Source organism: Serratia inhibens, from assembly GCF_003591175.1.
Classification (GTDB): domain Bacteria; phylum Pseudomonadota; class Gammaproteobacteria; order Enterobacterales; family Enterobacteriaceae; genus Serratia; species Serratia inhibens.
Genome location: NZ_QYYG01000002.1, coordinates 483,574 through 501,909, shown reverse-complemented (window position 1 = coordinate 501,909; position 18,336 = coordinate 483,574). Strand labels below are relative to the sequence as shown.

General features: G+C 57.3%; 13 protein-coding genes. 6 read left to right on the top strand and 7 right to left on the bottom strand.

Translation table 11 applies throughout. The features are described from left to right. Positions 1 to 275: 275 nt before the first annotated feature. Positions 276 to 1,148, top strand: a complete 873-nt coding sequence (yieE, locus tag D4100_RS11420; RefSeq protein WP_006318072.1) for a DNA-binding transcriptional regulator YeiE — start codon at positions 276 to 278, stop codon at positions 1,146 to 1,148. A gap of 216 nt (positions 1,149 to 1,364) precedes the next feature. Next, positions 1,365 to 2,843 (top strand): amino acid permease, encoded by a 1,479-nt coding sequence (locus tag D4100_RS11415; protein WP_006318071.1) that lies wholly within the window; start codon positions 1,365 to 1,367, stop codon positions 2,841 to 2,843. Positions 2,844 to 2,935: 92 nt separating this feature from the next. On the opposite strand, the gene D4100_RS11410 is transcribed toward D4100_RS11415, so the two are convergent. After that, complete coding sequence (locus D4100_RS11410; RefSeq protein ID WP_119804396.1) at positions 2,936 to 4,033, bottom strand: GGDEF domain-containing protein; 1,098 nt, start codon at positions 4,031 to 4,033, stop codon at positions 2,936 to 2,938. 357 nt (positions 4,034 to 4,390) lie between these two features. Between D4100_RS11410 and D4100_RS11405 the strand changes: the two genes are divergently transcribed. After that, a complete protein-coding gene (locus D4100_RS11405) occupies positions 4,391 to 5,473 on the top strand; it encodes a FecCD family ABC transporter permease (protein ID WP_006318069.1) in 1,083 nt (360 codons plus the stop codon). After that, positions 5,470 to 6,258: an ABC transporter ATP-binding protein gene (locus D4100_RS11400; RefSeq protein ID WP_006318068.1), complete on the top strand. Its 789-nt coding sequence runs from the start codon at positions 5,470 to 5,472 to the stop codon at positions 6,256 to 6,258. The genes D4100_RS11405 and D4100_RS11400 overlap by 4 nt, the downstream gene beginning before the upstream one ends. A gap of 118 nt (positions 6,259 to 6,376) precedes the next feature. On the opposite strand, the gene D4100_RS11395 is transcribed toward D4100_RS11400, so the two are convergent. The 5 genes from D4100_RS11395 to puuR form a co-directional block, all read right to left on the bottom strand. Beyond that, positions 6,377 to 8,368: a ligand-gated channel protein gene (locus tag D4100_RS11395; RefSeq protein WP_119804395.1), complete on the bottom strand. Its 1,992-nt coding sequence runs from the start codon at positions 8,366 to 8,368 to the stop codon at positions 6,377 to 6,379. Between the two features lie 252 nt (positions 8,369 to 8,620). Beyond that, a complete protein-coding gene (locus D4100_RS11390) occupies positions 8,621 to 9,616 on the bottom strand; it encodes an ABC transporter permease (RefSeq protein ID WP_004947008.1) in 996 nt (331 codons plus the stop codon). Beyond that, positions 9,613 to 11,124 carry a sugar ABC transporter ATP-binding protein gene (locus D4100_RS11385; RefSeq protein WP_119804394.1) on the bottom strand — a complete coding sequence of 504 codons (1,512 nt, stop codon included), beginning with the start codon at positions 11,122 to 11,124 and terminating at the stop codon, positions 9,613 to 9,615. The genes D4100_RS11390 and D4100_RS11385 overlap by 4 nt, the downstream gene beginning before the upstream one ends. Positions 11,125 to 11,246: 122 nt before the next feature. Further along, a complete protein-coding gene (locus D4100_RS11380; RefSeq protein ID WP_119804393.1) occupies positions 11,247 to 12,527 on the bottom strand; it encodes an NAD(P)/FAD-dependent oxidoreductase in 1,281 nt (426 codons plus the stop codon). Between the two features lie 34 nt (positions 12,528 to 12,561). Beyond that, entirely contained in the window at positions 12,562 to 13,119 is a 558-nt protein-coding gene (gene puuR / locus D4100_RS11375; RefSeq protein ID WP_006318064.1) for an HTH-type transcriptional regulator PuuR, read from the bottom strand. Positions 13,120 to 13,513: 394 nt separating this feature from the next. Between puuR and D4100_RS11370 the strand changes: the two genes are divergently transcribed. After that, positions 13,514 to 14,932, top strand: a complete 1,419-nt coding sequence (locus tag D4100_RS11370) for a glutamine synthetase family protein (protein WP_006318063.1) — start codon at positions 13,514 to 13,516, stop codon at positions 14,930 to 14,932. A 533-nt stretch (positions 14,933 to 15,465) separates the two neighbouring features. Next, positions 15,466 to 16,833, top strand: coding sequence for an APC family permease (locus D4100_RS11360; protein WP_006318060.1), 1,368 nt, complete (start codon positions 15,466 to 15,468; stop codon positions 16,831 to 16,833). Between the two features lie 52 nt (positions 16,834 to 16,885). Here D4100_RS11360 and sbcB read toward each other — a convergent pair whose 3' ends face one another. Next, entirely contained in the window at positions 16,886 to 18,313 is a 1,428-nt protein-coding gene (gene sbcB, locus D4100_RS11355) for an exodeoxyribonuclease I (RefSeq protein WP_006318059.1), read from the bottom strand. Positions 18,314 to 18,336 lie beyond the last annotated feature (23 nt).

Below are 18,336 nucleotides of genomic sequence, written 5' to 3'. Positions count from 1 at the left end.
TTTCGGCAGCATAAAAGTGAAATTGATTATATATTTATAACCTATCTGAATAAGTGGTAAACTTCTGCGTTTTTCAGGCTGTGGCCTTGTTGGTTACAACCTGAAAGCTATTGGGGAGAGAAAGTCGTGGGCGAGGTGCGCCGTCATGCCGATTTCTGCAAACGTGGTAATCTTAATGAATAGACAGCCTGTGCGTCGCTGCCGGACAGTGACGCAGATTTAGCATTAATTTCAGTGGCTTTAGGGTCAGGCCGCTTTTCAATACCGAGATAGTTATGCATATCACCTTACGTCAACTGGAAGTCTTTACCGAAGTGCTGAAAAGCGGTTCGACCACGCAGGCCTCGGTAGTCCTGGCGTTATCCCAATCGGCGGTCAGTGCCGCGCTGGCTGACCTGGAAGGGCAGTTGAGCGTGCAACTGTTCGATCGCGTCGGCAAGCGCCTGGTTATCAATGAACATGGCCGGCTGCTGTATCCGAAGGCGCTGGCGCTGCTGGAGCAGGCGGGGGAGATTGAACAGCTGTTCCGCCATGACGGCGGTGCGTTGCGCATCGCCGCCAGCAGCACCATCGGCAACTATATGCTGCCGGAAATGATCGCCCGTTACCGTCATGATTTCCCGGCTACGCCGCTGGAGCTGAACGTCGGCAACAGCCAGGACGTGATTGGGGCGGTGGCGGATTTTCGCGTCGATTTGGGGCTGATTGAGGGGCCTTGCCATATGCCGGCGCTGGTCACCCAGCCGTGGCTGGAGGATGAGTTGGTGGTGTTTGCCGCGCCGGAAAATCCGCTGGCCCGGCAGCCGCTGACGCTGGAACTGCTGGCCAATGCACCCTGGATCCTGCGTGAGCGCGGGTCGGGCACGCGGGAGGTACTGGATCACCTGTTGCTGGCGCACCTGCCGCACTTCCAACTGGTGATGGAGTTGGGCAACTCGGAGGCGATCAAACACGCGGTGCGCCACGGTATCGGCATCAGTTGCCTGTCGCGGCGGGTGATTGAAGAACAACTGGCGAGCGGGGTGCTGGTGGAGCTGAAAATTCCGCTGCCGCCGCTGATGCGCACCTTATATCTGATCCACCATCGGCAAAAGCACATCTCCAACGCCCTGCAGCGCTTCCTCAGTTATTGCACGTTGCCGGCCTGAGGCGGTGCACTGCGCCAATAACGTCTCTGCACGAGGAAATGAAGCATAAAAATCTGCACCCTGTCACATTAATGACAGTAAGTAATGAAAATTGGGCTGCCGCTAATAATTAGCGCTGAGTTATGAAGCTATCTTATATCAGCGCAATGTTACTAGTTCGCCGGTGGGTATTTGTTACAATCCGCCCTCATTTTTTGACGAGCAGATAGGGTAAGAATGGCTCAGCAGGATATAAAAACATCGGGGCAGCAAGCACCCGGATTGCGCCGCGAGCTGAAAGCGCGGCACTTAACCATGATCGCCATTGGCGGCTCTATCGGCACCGGCCTGTTCGTCGCCTCCGGCGCCACCGTCTCTCAGGCCGGCCCGGGCGGGGCTTTGCTGTCTTATGCGTTGATCGGTTTGATGGTCTACTTCCTGATGACCAGCCTGGGCGAACTGGCGGCCTTTATGCCGGTGTCCGGTTCGTTCTCCACCTATGGCGCCAAATACGTAGAAGAAGGCTTTGGTTTCGCGCTGGGCTGGAACTACTGGTACAACTGGGCGGTGACCATCGCCGTTGACCTGGTGGCTTCGCAGCTGGTGATGACCTACTGGTTCCCGGATGCGCCGGGCTGGATCTGGAGCGCGCTGTTCCTCAGCCTGATGTTCCTGTTGAACTACATTTCGGTCAAAGGGTTCGGTGAAGCGGAATACTGGTTCTCGCTGATCAAAGTCACCACCGTCATTATCTTTATCGGTATTGGCGTGCTGATGATTTTCGGCATCCTCAAGGGCGGCGAACACGCAGGCTGGCAGAACTGGACCATCGGCGATGCGCCGTTTGCCGGCGGTTTCTCGGCGATGATAGGCGTGGCTATGATCGTCGGCTTCTCGTTCCAGGGGACCGAGCTTATCGGTATCGCGGCCGGCGAATCGGAAAACCCGGGTAAAAACATCCCGCGCGCAGTGCGCCAGGTGTTCTGGCGTATCCTGCTGTTCTATATCTTCGCGATCCTGATTATCAGCCTGATCATTCCTTATACCGATCCAAGCCTGCTGCGTAACGGGGTGAAAGACATCAGCGTCAGCCCGTTCACGCTGGTATTCCAGCATGCCGGCCTGTTGTCGGCGGCGGCGGTAATGAACGCGGTGATCCTGACGGCGGTGTTGTCCGCCGGTAACTCCGGGATGTACGCCTCCACCCGCATGTTGTTTACTCTGGCATCGGAAGGCAAAGCGCCGCGCATCTTCGCCAAACTGTCGAAGGGCGGGGTGCCGCGCAATGCGCTGTATGCGACCACCGTGGTGGCGGGTCTGTGCTTCCTGAGCTCGATGTTCGGTAACCAGTCGGTTTATCTGTGGCTGCTGAACACCTCGGGCATGACCGGTTTTATCGCCTGGTTGGGGATTGCCATCAGCCACTACCGGTTCCGCCGGGGTTATATGATTCAGGGGCGTGACCTGAACGATCTGCCGTACCGTTCCGGCTTCTTCCCGCTGGGCCCGATCTTTGCGTTTGTCCTGTGCCTGATCATTACGTTGGGGCAGAACTACCAGGCGTTCCTGCAAGACCGGATCGACTGGTACGGCGTGACCGCCACTTATATCGGCCTTCCGTTGTTCCTGGTGGTCTGGTTCGGCTACAAGCTGGCGCGTGGCACCCGTGTCGTGAAGTACAGCGAGATGGAATTCCCGAAAATGGACGTGAAGTAACGTCTGCCGATGCCTGGTGAATGTCCGGTTGCAGTCAACAGCGCTGCAACCGGACAGGCAGTGGGTATGAAATGCGGCGCACTCTTGCCGCGTTATTCCTTCGTATTTATCGCCAGCGCTTGTTGCGCTGCCGCCATCAGGCTGTCCACCGTTTGAAAATCCTGGGTTAACGCCAGTACTCCGGCATTCAGTTGCAGCGTTACCTCACCGAAAACGCCAAAGACATACGGTGCCTCCAGCGGCGGCATGATGCGCGCCAGAAACTCCCCTTCGGAACCGTAAGGCAAATCGTGCACCAGGATCAGAAACTGGCCGCCGGTATAACGGCAGACAAAGTCGCTTGGACGGATCAGCATTTTCAGGCGCTCGCCGATGGTACGCAGCACGTCATCGCCGATCAACACGCCGTGGCTTTGATACAGTGCCGCCAGCGGGGTGAATTCAATAATAAACAGGTGCGAAAGCGGGTGTACCGTCGCCGAAGGCCGGCAGATGTCTTGCATCACGGCTTCGCCACCCGCGCGGTTGAGAAAACCGGTCAGATGATCGCGATGAGCCACCTTTTGTTTTTCTCCTGCCAGCGTGACGTACTGCACCAATTGGCGATGGTAGAGAGCGATCAGCCCATGCGCCAGCAGCAGCCACAGCGGGATGATATTTGCCAGTAAAAACAGATTTTGCACGCGCGACAGCGGCGCGGCCAGCAGGAAGGGCAGCGTCAGCAGCATGATTTCCAACAGGGCGAAGCGCGGTGCCGCGGCATGGCGCTGCATCAGCCAGAAGGCCAGCGCAGTAATCAGCAGGCCGGCGAACAGGATCAACACCATACGGCCAGAGAGCATGGCCAGCAGCGCAATGGCACCGACCAGCCCGGACCACAGCAGCACCGTCACCAGCATAGCGTTCGGCCAGACGGGCGGAGTGACGCGAGCCAGCCGCCAACGCATGCCGGTCAGCGCCAACAGCACCCCCAGAAGAGCGATGCCGACCGCCATATTGCTCAGCCAGGCGTAGGCCAGCAGCAGCACTGCCACACCGGCGGTGTTCAGCCAAGGGGTTCGGGAAGAAGGAACAAGCGTAAGCCGGAGCTGACGTTGAAACTGGGCGTCATCAGCCTGTTGTGGGCCTTGCACCAGCCAGTGGAGCAGGGCGGGTCTTTTAGGCGTTAACGTTGATGGTCGACTTCTCATGGCTGCCTCTTCAATAAGAGCCTAAACAGTAGGCCCCAAATATCCGGCCAGGCGTGGTTGGCGCGCCGTTTGCCGGTCAGGATTTGGATTCTAGGTGGTTTTGTCGCAATTTGTCACAGTGCTGCGTGGAGCGATGAAACTTTCGGAATTATTAACCCTGTCCGTCAGGCTGAAGTTATGAGCGGTGTTTAGCGAATAATCTTTAAAAATAAAGTGTTACATCTCAACATGGCGGGTGATAGCTATTGATATGATTGATAAGTATTATCGTTTGCTTTATTGTTGGCGGCTGCTTGCCAGGGTAACGCGGCCGTTTGCATGCCGCTATGGTCATCGTCGTAACAGGTATCCGAAATAATGAGCGTATCCACCGATCCCATGTCTGACGCCAAGGGGCAACCCGACGTCAACGTCATGGGGCGTTATCAACATATTCTGCGCCACCGTTTATTGATGATGGGGGTGTTGGCACTGGCGATTATTGGTTCGCTGCTGCTGGATTTTACCATGGGGCCATCCGGGCTCTCTCTGTCCTCCCTGTGGCAAACGCTGATTGACCCTGCGGCGGCAGATGCCGGAACGCGAGTGATCGTGTGGGATATCCGTCTGCCTTACGCGCTGATGGCGGTGGTGGTGGGGTTCGCGCTTGGTTTGGCCGGCGCAGAAATGCAGACCATCCTGAATAACCCGCTTGCCAGCCCATTCACCCTCGGCGTTTCTTCCGCAGCGGCTTTCGGTGCGGCGTTGGCCATCGTGCTGGGCATTGGCGTGCCGGGTATCCCGGACCAGTGGTTTATTTCCGCCAACGCCTTCATCTTCGCCCTGTTTGCCGCACTGATGCTGGACGGCATCACGCGCTGGACGCGGGTTGCTACCTCCGGCGTGGTGCTGTTCGGCATTGCACTGGTGTTCACCTTTAACGCGCTGGTTTCAATGATGCAGTTTATCGCCAGCGAAGACACGTTACAGGGCTTGGTGTTCTGGACCATGGGCAGCCTGGCGCGTGCTTCATGGGACAAGTTGGGCATCCTGCTCGGCGTGTTCGCCGTGCTGTTGCCGTTGTCGATGATGAGCTCCTGGAAGTTGACCGCGCTGCGGTTGGGTGAGGATCGGGCGGTGAGCTTCGGTATCGACGTGCGTCGTCTGCGCCTGACGACCCTGCTGCGTATCAGTATTCTTTCCGCGCTGGCGGTAGCCTTTGTCGGCCCTATCGGTTTTATCGGCCTGGTGGCGCCGCACATCGCCCGCATGATTTTCGGTGAGGATCACCGCTTCTATCTGCCGGCCAGCGCCTTGATTGGCGCGCTGGTGCTGTCGATGGCTTCGGTCGCCTCGAAAAACCTGATCCCGGGCATCATCATCCCGGTTGGCATAGTGACGTCACTGGTGGGCGTGCCGTTCTTCCTGAGCATTATTCTGCGTCATCGGGGGAATGTATGAGCCAGGGACTGCGTATTGAACATTTTTCCGCCGGTTATCCAAAGCGCCAGGTTATTCGCGATCTTGCCGTGCCGATGTTACCGCGCGGGCAAATCACCGTGCTGCTGGGGCCGAACGGCAGCGGCAAATCGACGCTGTTGCGCTCGCTGGCCGGGCTGAACCCGGCGCAGGGGCAATTGTGGCTGGATGACGTCGATTTGATGCAGATGCCCTTTGCCCGTCGTGCGGAAAAGGTGGTGTATCTGCCGCAGTCTTTGCCCGCCGGGGTACATCTGCACGTGCTGGAGTCGATCATCGTGGCGCAACGCGCTTCGGGCGGTCGCAGCAACGCCGGCAGCGAGGCGGAGGTTATGGCCCTGCTGGCACAGCTCGGTATCGCCCATTTGGCGTTGAGCTATCTCGATCAACTTTCCGGCGGCCAGAAACAGCTGGTGGGGTTGGCGCAATCGCTGATCCGCCAGCCTTCGCTGCTGCTGCTGGACGAACCGCTGAGCGCGCTCGATCTCAATTACCAATTCCACGTGATGGATTTGGTGCGTAAAGAGACGCGTAAACGCAATATCATCACGGTGGTGGTGGTGCATGACATCAATATTGCCCTGCGGCATGGCGACCACGTGCTGATGTTGCAGGACGGAGAATTGATTGCCGACGGTACGCCGGAAGAGGTGATTACGCCGCAGAGCCTGGCACGGGTCTACGGCGTGCGTGGGCGCATCGAGCGCTGTTCGCAGGGAACGCCGCAGGTGCTGATCGACGGTTTGGTTACTCAGCCGGTGATCTGACCGATTACTGCGTTTTGAAAGTAAGGCATTTTGAAAACAGAAAGGCCCGGTGTCATACAGATACCGGGCCTTTCTGTTTTAGCGTTTTGAGCGCGCAGCGTGCGCGCCCCTATTGGCATCAGAAGTTGTATGTCATGCCGACGGTGTAGCGGCGGCCGTCAAGCGTGGTGTTGTAATTGTCGTAATCGACAGTTTTGTCGAGAATGTTGTAAACCCCGCCGGTGACCATCAGGTTCTTATTCGCCTGATAGCTTAGACCCGCATCGACAAAGGTATACGAAGGCGTGCTCTTGGCCATCGAGGTGCGGCTCAGGTATTCCGATGTCTTGCTGCGGAAGTTGACGCGTGACCACAGGCTGACGTCATGCGTGGCCTGCCAGTCCAGTACGGTATTGAGCATGTGTTTCGGCATCTTGTTCAGCGGTTTGCCCTGATTATCGCCGCTTTTCTGTTCGGATGACGTAAAGGTGTAGTTGGTGTTCCACTTCCAGTCTTTGCCGATCTGCCAGCCGAAAGTGGCTTCTACACCGCGCATATTGGCTTTATCGACGTTGATGCGATCGCTGATAAAGTAATAAGCCGTGTCGCCAATCATGCATTGCGCATCGCCATTCCCGCTGTCGCAGCGGCGCACTTCGGTGATCTTGTCTTTGAAATCGGTGTTGAACAAGGTCACGCCGGCGTTCAGGTTCTTCTGGTTATCCCACATCACGCCGATCTCTTCGCTCAGGCTCTTCTCCGGCTGCAGATCCGGATTACCGATGATGATCGATCTACGCCCGCCGCCGGTAATTTGCCCCCAGTTGGCTGAAGATTGACGCAGATCCGGCGAGCGGTAGCCGGCGGATACGCCGCCTTTCAACGTCCACTGCTCTGTCAGGTGCCAGACGCCGTACATGCGTGGCGTCCAGTGGTTGCCGTAGTTCTGATCCTGGTCCATACGGATGCCGCTGGTCAGGCTGAAGTCGTTGGTCAGCGCCCATTCGTCTTCGGCAAACAGCGCCCAGCTCCAGCGGGTCAATTTGTTCAAACCGTCGGCCGCATCCAACTGGTTGCCCTGGTCGCTCAGTTTCTCGTAACGGTACTGGCCCCCCAGGCTTAACATATGATCACCGAGGTCAAACTGGGTCTGGGTATTGAAGATGGTGTTATACATCTTCATGTCACGGCCCGGATTATTCGTCTCTTCACGCTGAATGTAGCTGGTGGTATTGCCGAAATCGTAATAACCGTTGTGGGTCACGGCGTAGTTGGTACGGGTGTAGAGGCTATCGCTGGCGCTATTTGGCGTGCACTTGCCGTTACGGCAGTTCTCGGTCGCCATGGATTTGCCCGGCGTGCTGTTGCGGTCTTGCAAGGAGCGACCGATTTCGAAATCAAAATCATTCTGCTCGTTCGGCGTCAGGCTGAACACGGCGGTGCCGCTACGCATGCGCTGCTCATTATAGCCGTTAAGGATTTGGTCCTCGGCGCGGCGCGACAGCAGACCATTGACCCGCAGGCCGAGCAGGCCTTCAATCAACGGACCGGAGGCGTAGGCGTTGGTCTGGAAAATATCGCCGGAATCGCTGCGTTCCTGGAAGGTGGCGTCACCGTGCAGCGAGCCTTTCCACTCGGTTCTGGAGGTTTTGCGGGTGATGACGTTGATTACGCCGCCCATGGCGTCGGAGCCGTACAGCGAAGACATCGGCCCACGCACCACTTCTATGCGTTCAATTGCTTCCAGCGGCGGCAGCCAGCCTTGTTCGATACCTGAGTTGTCGCTGTTCGGGCGGGTGCCGCGGGTGTCCACGCGTTTGCCGTCCACCAGAATCAGGGTGTATTTGGAGGACATGCCACGGATGCTGATATCGCTGCTGCTGGCACCGCCGGTGACCACCACGCCCGGCACGTCTTTCAGGGCGTCGGTGATGTCTCGGTAGGCTTTGTCTTCAATCTGCTGGCGCGGAATCACCGAAATAGAGGCGGCTGAATCCTGGATTTTTTGCTGGAAACCGGAGGCGGTAACCACCATGGTGTCCTGGGCATCCTGCGGCGCTGCCAGTGCGCCGGTGCTGGCGAGTGAGGCGATAATCAGAGCGGTGAGTTTGTTATAGCGTGGCTTTTCCATGGGCAACCTTTCCTGGTTTGCTGTAATTCGACAAAGGCGTCGATTTAACGGGTTGAATAATAGATAGAAACGGCTCCCTGTCTTGGCAGGGGACATCATTCCGTCAGTATTTCGTCAGGCCATTGTAAGGATTTAAAACCGAATGTAAATGCAAATGATAATTCGTATCATTTGTATAATTAGAAAGGAGTAGGGAAGGATAACCGGATGAATTAAAGGGAAAATCGGCGCGGCAGGGCGCGCCGGGGAAAGTCAGCGTTTCTGGATGTAGGTGATGGCCAGCGCCAGAGCCAGTACCAGCCCTTTGATAATGTCCATCGCATAGTAGGGGACTGAAAGCATCACCAGCCCGTTTTGCAATACGCCGAGGATCACCGCGCCGACCAGCGTGCCGAGCGCGTTGGGTTTGCCGGAGCCGGCCAGAGAGAAACCGATGTAGGCGGCGGCGACGGCATCCATCAGATAACCGCCTCCGGCGTTAACCTGCGAAGAGCCGATACGTGACGCCAGCAATATGCCGCCAAGCGAGGCCAGCAGCGAGGAAATCACATACGCGGCGACCTTGTAACGTACCGTGCGGATCCCCGAAAGGCGTGCCGCCTCCGGGTTGCCGCCGATGGCGTACATACGGCGGCCGTGTTTGGTCAGCGACAGGAACAATTGCACCACAATAGTGACCGCCAGCATAATCAGCACAATCACCGGCACCTGGCCCAGTGCGGAGAAAATGTCCGGGATGAGCCCTTCGGCCATGTCGCCATTCGGCAACAGCATATTTTGGGTGATCGACCCGCCGTAGCTGTAGGTCATGGCAACGCCCTGGATCACAAACAGGCTGGCCAGCGTTGCCAGCATGTCAGGGATCTTCAGCACCACAATCAGGAAGGCGTTGAACAGGCCAACCAGCGTACAAATCAGCAGCGTCAGCACAATCGCGCCGGTGGTACCGAAGCCGTACCAAACGAACAACGACACCACCAGCGCGTTAGCCAGTGAGGCGGTGGAGCCGACGGAAAGATCGAAACCCCCCACCGACAGCGAGATAGACACCCCGATGGCGATCACCGTAACGATGGCGATGGAGCGCAGAATGTTGATGATATTGTTGGGATCGAGGAAGTTGTCCGACGCCAGCCCGAACAGGGCGATCAGCGCGACAACGGTGAGTAACATTCCCCATTTGTAGAGAAACTCAAACAGCTGATGACGCCAGGGCTGTGCATTGGGCAGGGATAATTCTTTACTCACGCTGGGGTTCCTCCGGTGGAATACAATAATAATGTTTCTTCATCAATATCGGCGGCGTTCAGCTCCGCCACTACCCGCCCGTCCCACAGGACGCAGATGCGATCGCACAGGCCGAGCAGCTCGGAGAACTCGCCGGAGGCGTAGATAATGCCTTTGCCGTCGCGCGCCAGGCCGTCGATCAGAGTGAACAGCTCCTGTTTGGCCTTGATATCCACGCCCTTGGTCGGTTCATCGAAAATCAGCACGTCGGCATCGCCGCGCAGCCATTTGCCGATGGCCACCTTTTGCTGGTTGCCGCCGGAAAGCCTTTTTAGCCGCTGCTGCGGGCCGGAGGCGCGAATGTTCAGACGCTGCATGATATCGCGCGCCCAGCGCAGCTCTTGTCGGCGGCTGAACAGGCTCCAGCGCGAGAAACTGTCGTCGGCGCTGACGCTCAGATTCATCGGGATGGCTTCGTCAATAAATATGCCTTCTTTGCGGCGTTCTTCCGGCACCAGCGCCAACCCCTGTTCAACGGACAGATGCGGTGCGCGCGGTGCCCAGGGCTTGCCGTGCAGTTCGCCGCGTTCCACCTGGGCCGGTGAGGCCCCGAACAGCGCCTTGCACAGTTCGGTTTTGCCCGCGCCGGCCAGCCCGGCGATACCCAAAATTTCCCCCTGATGCAGCCGCAGGGAGACGTCACGCAACTTGTGACGATCGTGCAGGCCCTCCACCTGCAGCAGCGGGCGTGAGCCGTGCGGTGGCCGCGGCGGCGGGAAGATGTCGTCCAGCCGGTGGCCAAGCATTTTCTCGACAATCTGCTCGCCGGCCAGCCCTTGCATGGCATCTTCGCTGACGTGGCGGCCATCGCGCAGCACTGTCAATCGATCGCAAATTTCACTCAATTCGTGAATGCGATGAGAGATAAACACAATGCCGATGCCTTCGGACTGCAAGCGGCGAACGACGCGGAACAGGCGCTCGCTTTCCGCGCGATCGAGCGGGGCGGTGGGTTCATCGAGTACCAGGAAGCGGCAGCGATGCGACAGCGCGCGTGCCAGCAGCACCTGTTGTTTTTCCGCCAGCGTGCATTCTGCCAGGCGCTGGCGCAGGTTGAGGGATAAATCCAGTTGCTGAAGCAGTTGCGCGGCCTGGCGGTACATCTGCGCCCAGTTGAGCAGATGGCCCGGCTCGTTCAGCCAGTCCAGCATGATGTTTTCCGCCACCGACAGCGTGGGGATCAACGCCACGTCCACCTCTTGCTGCACCACGTGGATGCCGTGTCGGCGGGCCTGCAGCGGCGAATGAATATCGACTTTTTGGCCGTCGATAAAGATCTCGCCGCGGTAATTTCCATGCGCGCCGGAGAGGATCGCCATCAGCGTTGATTTTCCCGCGCCGTTGGCACCGACCAGCGCATGCGTGGAGCCACCCTGCAGGGTGAAGTCGACGTTTTGCAGCGCATTGAATCCGGCAAAGGCGATCGAGATATTGCGCATCTCGAGGCGTGAGGGCGTTGCGGTTGGCATAGTGTGATTAAAAGACGTTTAGGTGTTTAGATGGCTAAAGGTCTTCTTTTGTAACACAGATTGCGATTTTGGCAACAAACTAAATGGCATAACTGAGACGAAAAAATTCCTGGAGAGACGCGCTAGAATCCCAAACGGTCCCGCAGCGCATAGTACGCCGCGCCAAGGGCGGTGAAGGGAACGCGGAATTGACGTCCGCCGAAAAAGGGCAGGTGCGGCAGCCGGGCGAAGGCGTCAAAACGTTCGGCATCGCCGCGCAGCACTTCGGCAATCAGCTTGCCCGCCAGGTGGGTGCAGGTGACGCCATGGCCGCTGTCGCCCTGCATGTAATAGACGTTATTCTCCAGCCGGCCGAACTGCGGCATGCGCGACAGCGTCAGCAGGAAATTGCCGCTCCAGCGGTAATCGATACGCACCTGTTTCAATTGCGGAAAGGTTTTTAATAGCTTGGGCAGGATCAAGGGATCGATATCGGCCGGATCGCGCGCGCCGTAAACCACGCCCCCGCCGTACAGCAGCCGGTTATCGGCGGTCAGGCGAAAGTAATCCAGCAGGTAATTGCAGTCTTCGACGCAAAAATTATTGGGCAGCAACGACAGCGCCATGTCTTTTGACAGCGGTTCGGTGGTGAGAATTTGCGAGCCGCACGGCATGCTCAGGCGGCTGAGGCGCGGCTCCAGTTTGTCGCCCAGATAGGCATTACCGGCAATAATCACAAAACCGGCGGTAACCGAACCCTGTGCCGTGTGCACCTTGGCCGGTTGGCGGTAATCAATGCGCGTGGCCGCCGACTGTTCGTACAATCGCCCGCCGTGACGGCGTATCGCGTCGGCTTCGCCCAATGCCAGATTGAGCGGGTGCAGGTGGCCGCCGTTAGGGTCCAACAAACCGCCCACGTAACGATCGCTGGCTATCTCGCGCCGGATGGCCTCTTGGTCCAGCAGTTCCAGCCGTGTATTGCCATAGCGCCGCCAGTTGGCCTGCTGGTGCTCCAGCGTACGCAGTTGTTTAGGGTTCAGCGCGGCGAAGATACCCCCGGGGCGGTAGTCGCAGGCGATGGCGTATTGTTCGATGCGGTTGCGGATAATCTCTGCGCCTTCGAACATCATGCCGCCAAGCATGGCTGCGGTATCGGCGCCGTAACGCGCCTCGATCACATCGATATCGCGACTGTAAGAGTTGACCACCTGACCGCCGTTGCGGCCGCTGGCACCCCAACCGACGCGAGCGGCCTCCAGCAGCACCACATCAAAACCGGCCTCAACCAGATGCAACGCCGACGACAGGCCGGTAAAACCGCCGCCAACGATGCAGACGTCGCAGCGGATATCTTCGTTCAGCGCCGGATAGGGCGCGAACGGATTGGCGGTGTCGGCATAATAGCTGGCAACGTGTTCCGTCATGACTTCTCCTTCATAACTTCTCCGCCAGAATCGGTCAGAAGGTGGTGGGCGTATGCGCGCTGACGATTCGGCAAACGCGCGCCGACGTATTGCTAAAACTGTGGGGAATGCCGGTGTTGATGGCATAACTCTGACCGGCGGTCAGGCAGTAAGTCTGGCCATTGATGGTCAGCATTATTTCGCCTTCCAGCAGAGTGCCGATCTCCTCGCCCTGATGTTTGATCTTCTCGCCGGTGGTGGTGCCGGGTTGATAGGTTTCCAGCATCATTGCCAGATTGCGCGCCGGATTACCGTTGTGCACCAGCTTCATCGACACGCCCTGACTGCCGATTTCGATCAGATCGTCCGCCTCGATCACCACTTTGGGCTCATTGGTGGCTTCCGGTTCGGCAAAAAAGGCGGACAGCGACAGCCCATACACCTTCAGCAGCTTTTGCAGCGTACTGATGGCCGGACTGACCTTGTCCTGTTCGATGGTGCTGATTGCGCTGTGGGTTAACCCGGACAGTTCGGCGACCCGGCGCTGCGACAAACCCAATTGCAGACGGATCTGTGACAGGCGCTTACCCGGCGCCAAGCTGACTTCGCTCATAGCGGTACTTCCTTCTGGTAGGGGCGACAGGCAGAAATGAACGGCAGAGTCGGGTGCCTGTCTGGGGGATATCGGCACAGCATGATATCGGTAGTTAAGGTGGCTTTGGAAAATATATTGCCCATCGTCTCCCCCGTTCTGGCGGACGAAATTCTGTATGTTAAAAGGCAGCTAACGCCTTTTCGGTCAATATTTTATCAATTTAGCAGCCGGTGGCGAATAATCAAACGGGATTGTAACATTTGCAAACCATTTGTGTTAAGGCTATGTTTCATATTATGGATGTTATTTTGAGCGCCAGTCAGGGCGCATTCTACAGAGAAATCAGACCATGTGTTGAACCGATCGGCAGACGGATGCGCAAGCGTCCTTAGAGCATAATGGCGGGTGATGTATGCAAACCAATATCGCAGCAGTTGAAAATTTTGCACAGCATAATGAAGAGAGGCGAAGTAGCGCGTTCCAACGTGAGGTTGCTCACTATCTGGAACGCCACCCCTCAACGCAGTATATCGATATTCTTCTCACAGACCTGAATGGTTCCTTCCGCGGTAAACGTATTCCCGTCTCCGGACTGAAAAAATTGGAAAAAGGCTGTTACTTCCCCGCCTCGGTATTTGCTATGGATATTTTGGGCAATGTGGTGGAAGAGGCAGGCCTGGGCCAGGAGCTGGGCGAGCCGGATCGCGTGTGCATGCCGGTAGCCGGATCGCTGACTCCGTCGGCGGCGGACCCGGACAATATCGGTCAGGTATTGCTGACCATGCTGGATGAAGATGGTACTCCCTTTGACGTTGAACCCCGTAATGTCCTGAATCGAGTGTGGCAGGCGTTGCGCCAGCGCGGCATGTTCCCGGTGGTAGCGGTAGAGTTGGAGTTCTATCTCATTGATCGACAGCGAGACTCTGAAGGCTATTTGCAGCCCCCTTGTTCGCCCGGCACCCAGGAGCGAAACATGCAAAGCCAGGTTTACTCGCTGGATAACCTGAACCATTTTGCCGAGGTGCTGAACGATATCGACACCCTGGCGCAGATGCAGGGGTTACCGGCGGACGGCGCGGTGGCGGAGGCGTCGCCCGGCCAGTTCGAGGTGAACCTGAACCATACCGATAACGTGCTGCTGGCCTGCGATCACGCGTTGTCGCTGAAACGCCTGGTGCGGCTGGTGGCGGAAAACCATCATCTGCACGCGACCTTTATGGCGAAACCCTATGAGGAATACGCCGGTAGCGGCATGCACGTGCATATCAGCATGCTGGATAGCGACGGCAAGAACCTGTTCACGGATGCGGATGGCGAAGACTCGCCGCTGTTGCACCGCGCACTGGCCGGCATGATCACCTTAATGCCGGCCTCCATGGCGCTGCTGGCACCGAACATTAACGCCTTCCGCCGTTTCCAACCGGGGATGTATGTGCCGACCCAGGCCTCCTGGGGCCACAATAACCGCACCGTCGCGCTGCGCATCCCCTGCAGCGAGCCGGAGAATCACCGGGTGGAATACCGCGTCGCCGGCGCCGATGCCAATCCCTATCTGGTGGTGGCGGCGATCCTGGCCGGGATTTTGTATGGGCTGGACAACGAACTGCCGCTGCCTGAGCCGGTGACCGGCAACGGGCTGGAGCAGGAAGGGCTGCCGTTCCCGATCCGCCAAAGCGATGCGTTGTATGAGTTTGAACACCAACATGAGCTGACCCAGTATCTGGGCGAGCGCTTTGCGCAGGTTTATCATGCCTGCAAGATGGATGAGCTGATGCAGTTTGAGCGGCTGGTGACGGAAACCGAGATTGACTGGATGTTGAAAAACGCCTGAGGCTGGGTAAACCGAATGTTAATCTTCTGGCGATAGGCGGATTAATAGCGGAATAATTCGCCTTGCAGGCGGGTTTTCCGCACGATCGCCAAAAGAATTTGTTTAAGAAGGTTGCGGGATCTTGTCATCCGGCTGCTTTCTGGTGCAAAATATCCTTAATGCAGATAGCCGACGTTTTAAAGCGTCGGTTATTTTTTTTGCATTTGTGTTCTAACAACTGTGCGTTTCATACACCAAGCGAGGCCGGACACCGATCCGGATAGATAAATAGTTTCGTGCGCGATCAAACAAAACTTTATGGTCGTGACTCATGAGGATAAGAAAGATGGGGCAATTTTTCACTTTAGCGCCGGTACCCGCCGGTTTCCGCTGCGGTCGCAGCGATTATGGAGCAGTCAAGGCCACCTTGACCCGTTATCCAGCTTCCAATCCCCTTCTTTTTGAATTCAGTCGCATGTTGCGAAGTTTCCCCGCAACCTTAAGTCTTGGCGTGTCTACGCTCCGCAAGGCAGAAGGTAAGGGGGGGCTGCGTCATGTCCGATAACATCATCAGCGCTGCTCCAGCCCAACGCGCGCAACTGCGTAAAACCCTGACTTTAGTTCCGGTAGTGATGATGGGGCTGGCTTACCTGCAGCCAATGACCATCTTCGATACCTTCGGCATCGTATCCGGCCTGACCGATGGTCACGTCGCCACTGCGTACGCCTTTGCTCTGCTGGCGGTCCTGTTTACCGCATTGAGCTACGGCAAACTGGTGCGGAAATTCCCGTCTGCCGGTTCTGCCTATACCTATGCTCAAAAAGCCATCAGCCCGCACGTCGGCTTTATGGTGGGTTGGTCATCGTTGCTGGACTACCTGTTCATGCCGATGATCAACATCCTGCTGGCCAAAATTTACCTGGAGGCCATCTTCCCGGGCGTGCCTTCATGGATTTTCGTGGCGGCGTTGGTCGCGCTGATGACCCTTTTCAACCTGCGCGGCATTAAGCTGGTAGCGAACCTGAACTCCATCATCGTGGTAGTGCAGGTGGCGATCATGATCGTGTTTCTTTGCCTGGTGGTGAACGGTATTTCCCACGGCGAAGGCGCAGGCACGCTGATCAGCAGCCGTCCGTTCTGGTCCGAGAATGCGCACGTGGTGCCGATGATTACCGGTGCGACCATTCTGTGCTTCTCGTTCCTCGGGTTTGACGGCATCAGTTCGCTGTCTGAAGAAACCAAAGACGCAGAGAAAGTGATCCCGAAAGCCATCTTCCTGACGGCGTTGATCGGCGGCATCATCTTCATTGTGGTGTCTTACTTCGTGCAGCTGTATTTCCCGGACATCTCGCGTTTCAAGGATCCTGACGCGTCACAGCCGGAAATCATGCTGTATGTGGCCGGCAAATTCTTCCAGTCGGTGATCCTGGTGTTCTCCTGCGTAACCGTACTGGCTTCCGGCATGGCATCGCACGCCGGTGTTTCACGCCTGATGTATGTGATGGGCCGCGACGGCGTATTCCCGGAGCGTTTCTTCGGTTATGTACACCCGAAATGGCGTACCCCGGCGCTGAACGTGCTGCTGGTCGGCGTAATTGCGCTGTCTGCGGTGTCATTTGATCTGGTGACGGCGACGGCGCTGATTAACTTCGGCGCGCTGGTGGCGTTCACCTTTGTGAACCTGTCGGTGATTTCGCAGTTCTATATCCGCGACAAGCTGAACCGTACCGTAAAAGACACCTTCAACTACCTGATTCTGCCGATGTTGGGCGCGCTGACCGTGGGTGCGTTGTGGCTCAATCTGGAAGCCAGCTCCATGACGCTGGGGTTGGTATGGGCGGCGATTGGTCTGATTTATCTGGCTTTCGTGACCCGCAGCTTCCGTCTGCCGGTGCCGCAGGCCAGTGAAGACGTGGCATAAACCTTAATCGGACATCATTAAAAAGGGCGCATTGCGCCCTTTGTTGTTTTTATTAGCCCACCAACTCTTTGCCGTATTCAAACAGCGCTTTCAGCAGCGCGGTCTTTTCTTTATCGCCCTCGTGCAGGTTATACAGCGACTCCAGTTGCAGCACGTAGCTCTGCACCCGCTCGGCGCTCAGCATTTCCTGGCGATGCTGCAACCAGCGGCGCTGCTCGGCGTCATCCAGCGTATTCGGATAGTTGCGGGCACGGAAGCGGAACAGCAGCTCTTTCATGCGCCCATCGCTGAAGGTCAGATCCAGTGCCGGCAGGTTCTGCGGTTTGGTTTGCTGGATGATCTTCATCGCCGCCTTGTCGGCATCGCTGAAGAAACCGTCGTACAGCCTGGCGTCCACGTCGTCGACGGCTTTGAAAGGCTCCGCATCGGCGAACAACGCTACCACTTTTTCGCGGACTTGCGGGTTTTGGCGCAGCAGTTGCAAATTTTGCAGGCAGGCCTGGCGGTCAATACCCAACCGTTCGGCGTTTTCCGGCAGCAGCGTCTTGGCGGGTGCCAGCACCGGGCATTTATTGATATGCACCAGCTTGAGCGGCACCGGGGATTGCCCGGCCGCCAGATCCTCACGGCGGGTATACAAGCGTTCACGCAGTTCGTCGGCGCTCAGCGTCAGCAGCGGGGTCATATCGCCGGCCAAATCGCACATAATCACCGCGTTCTTGTTGTCCGGGTGCCAGGCCAGCGGCGATACCCAACTGGTGTTGCCGCGCGCGGCGCCGAACATACCGGAAACGTGCACCAGCGGCGTCATTTCAGCGATATCGATCAAGGCGTTCAGTTTATGCTTGTTACGGTGTTGCAGCAGGAAGTCAAACAGCCGCGGTTGCGCCTGCTTCACCAGCTTGGCCATGGCGATGGTGGCGTAAACGTCCGACATGGCGTCATGGGCATGCTCGTGCTCGACGCCGTTGGCGCGAGTCAGATGCTCCAGACGGAAGCTGGGGAACCCGTCCTCGTTCTCCGGCCAAAGGATACCTTCCGGACGCAGCGCATAGCAGGCCCGCATCACGTCAAGCAAATCCCAACGAGAGTTGCCGTTTTGCCAACTGTAGGCATAGGGATCATAGAAGCTGCGATAGAAAATATTACGACTGACTTCGTCATCGAAGCGGATATTGTTGTAACCCAGAATACAGGTGCCCGGCACGCTGAATGCCTGGTGGATTTGGCGCGCGAAGTCGGCCTCGTTAATCCCTTTGGCCAGCGCCAACTGTGGCGTGATGCCGGTGATCATCACCGCTTCAGGATCGGGCAGGTAGTCGTCGGCCGGTTTGCAGTAGATGACCAACGGCTCTTCGATGATATTGAAATCCATATCGGTACGCACGCCGGCAAATTGCGCCGGGCGGTCCATCGATGGGCTTTTGCCGAAGGTCTCGTAGTCGTGAATGTAGAATGTGGCCGGTGCCTTGCTGCTCAAAATCGCATCTCTCACTTGGCGTA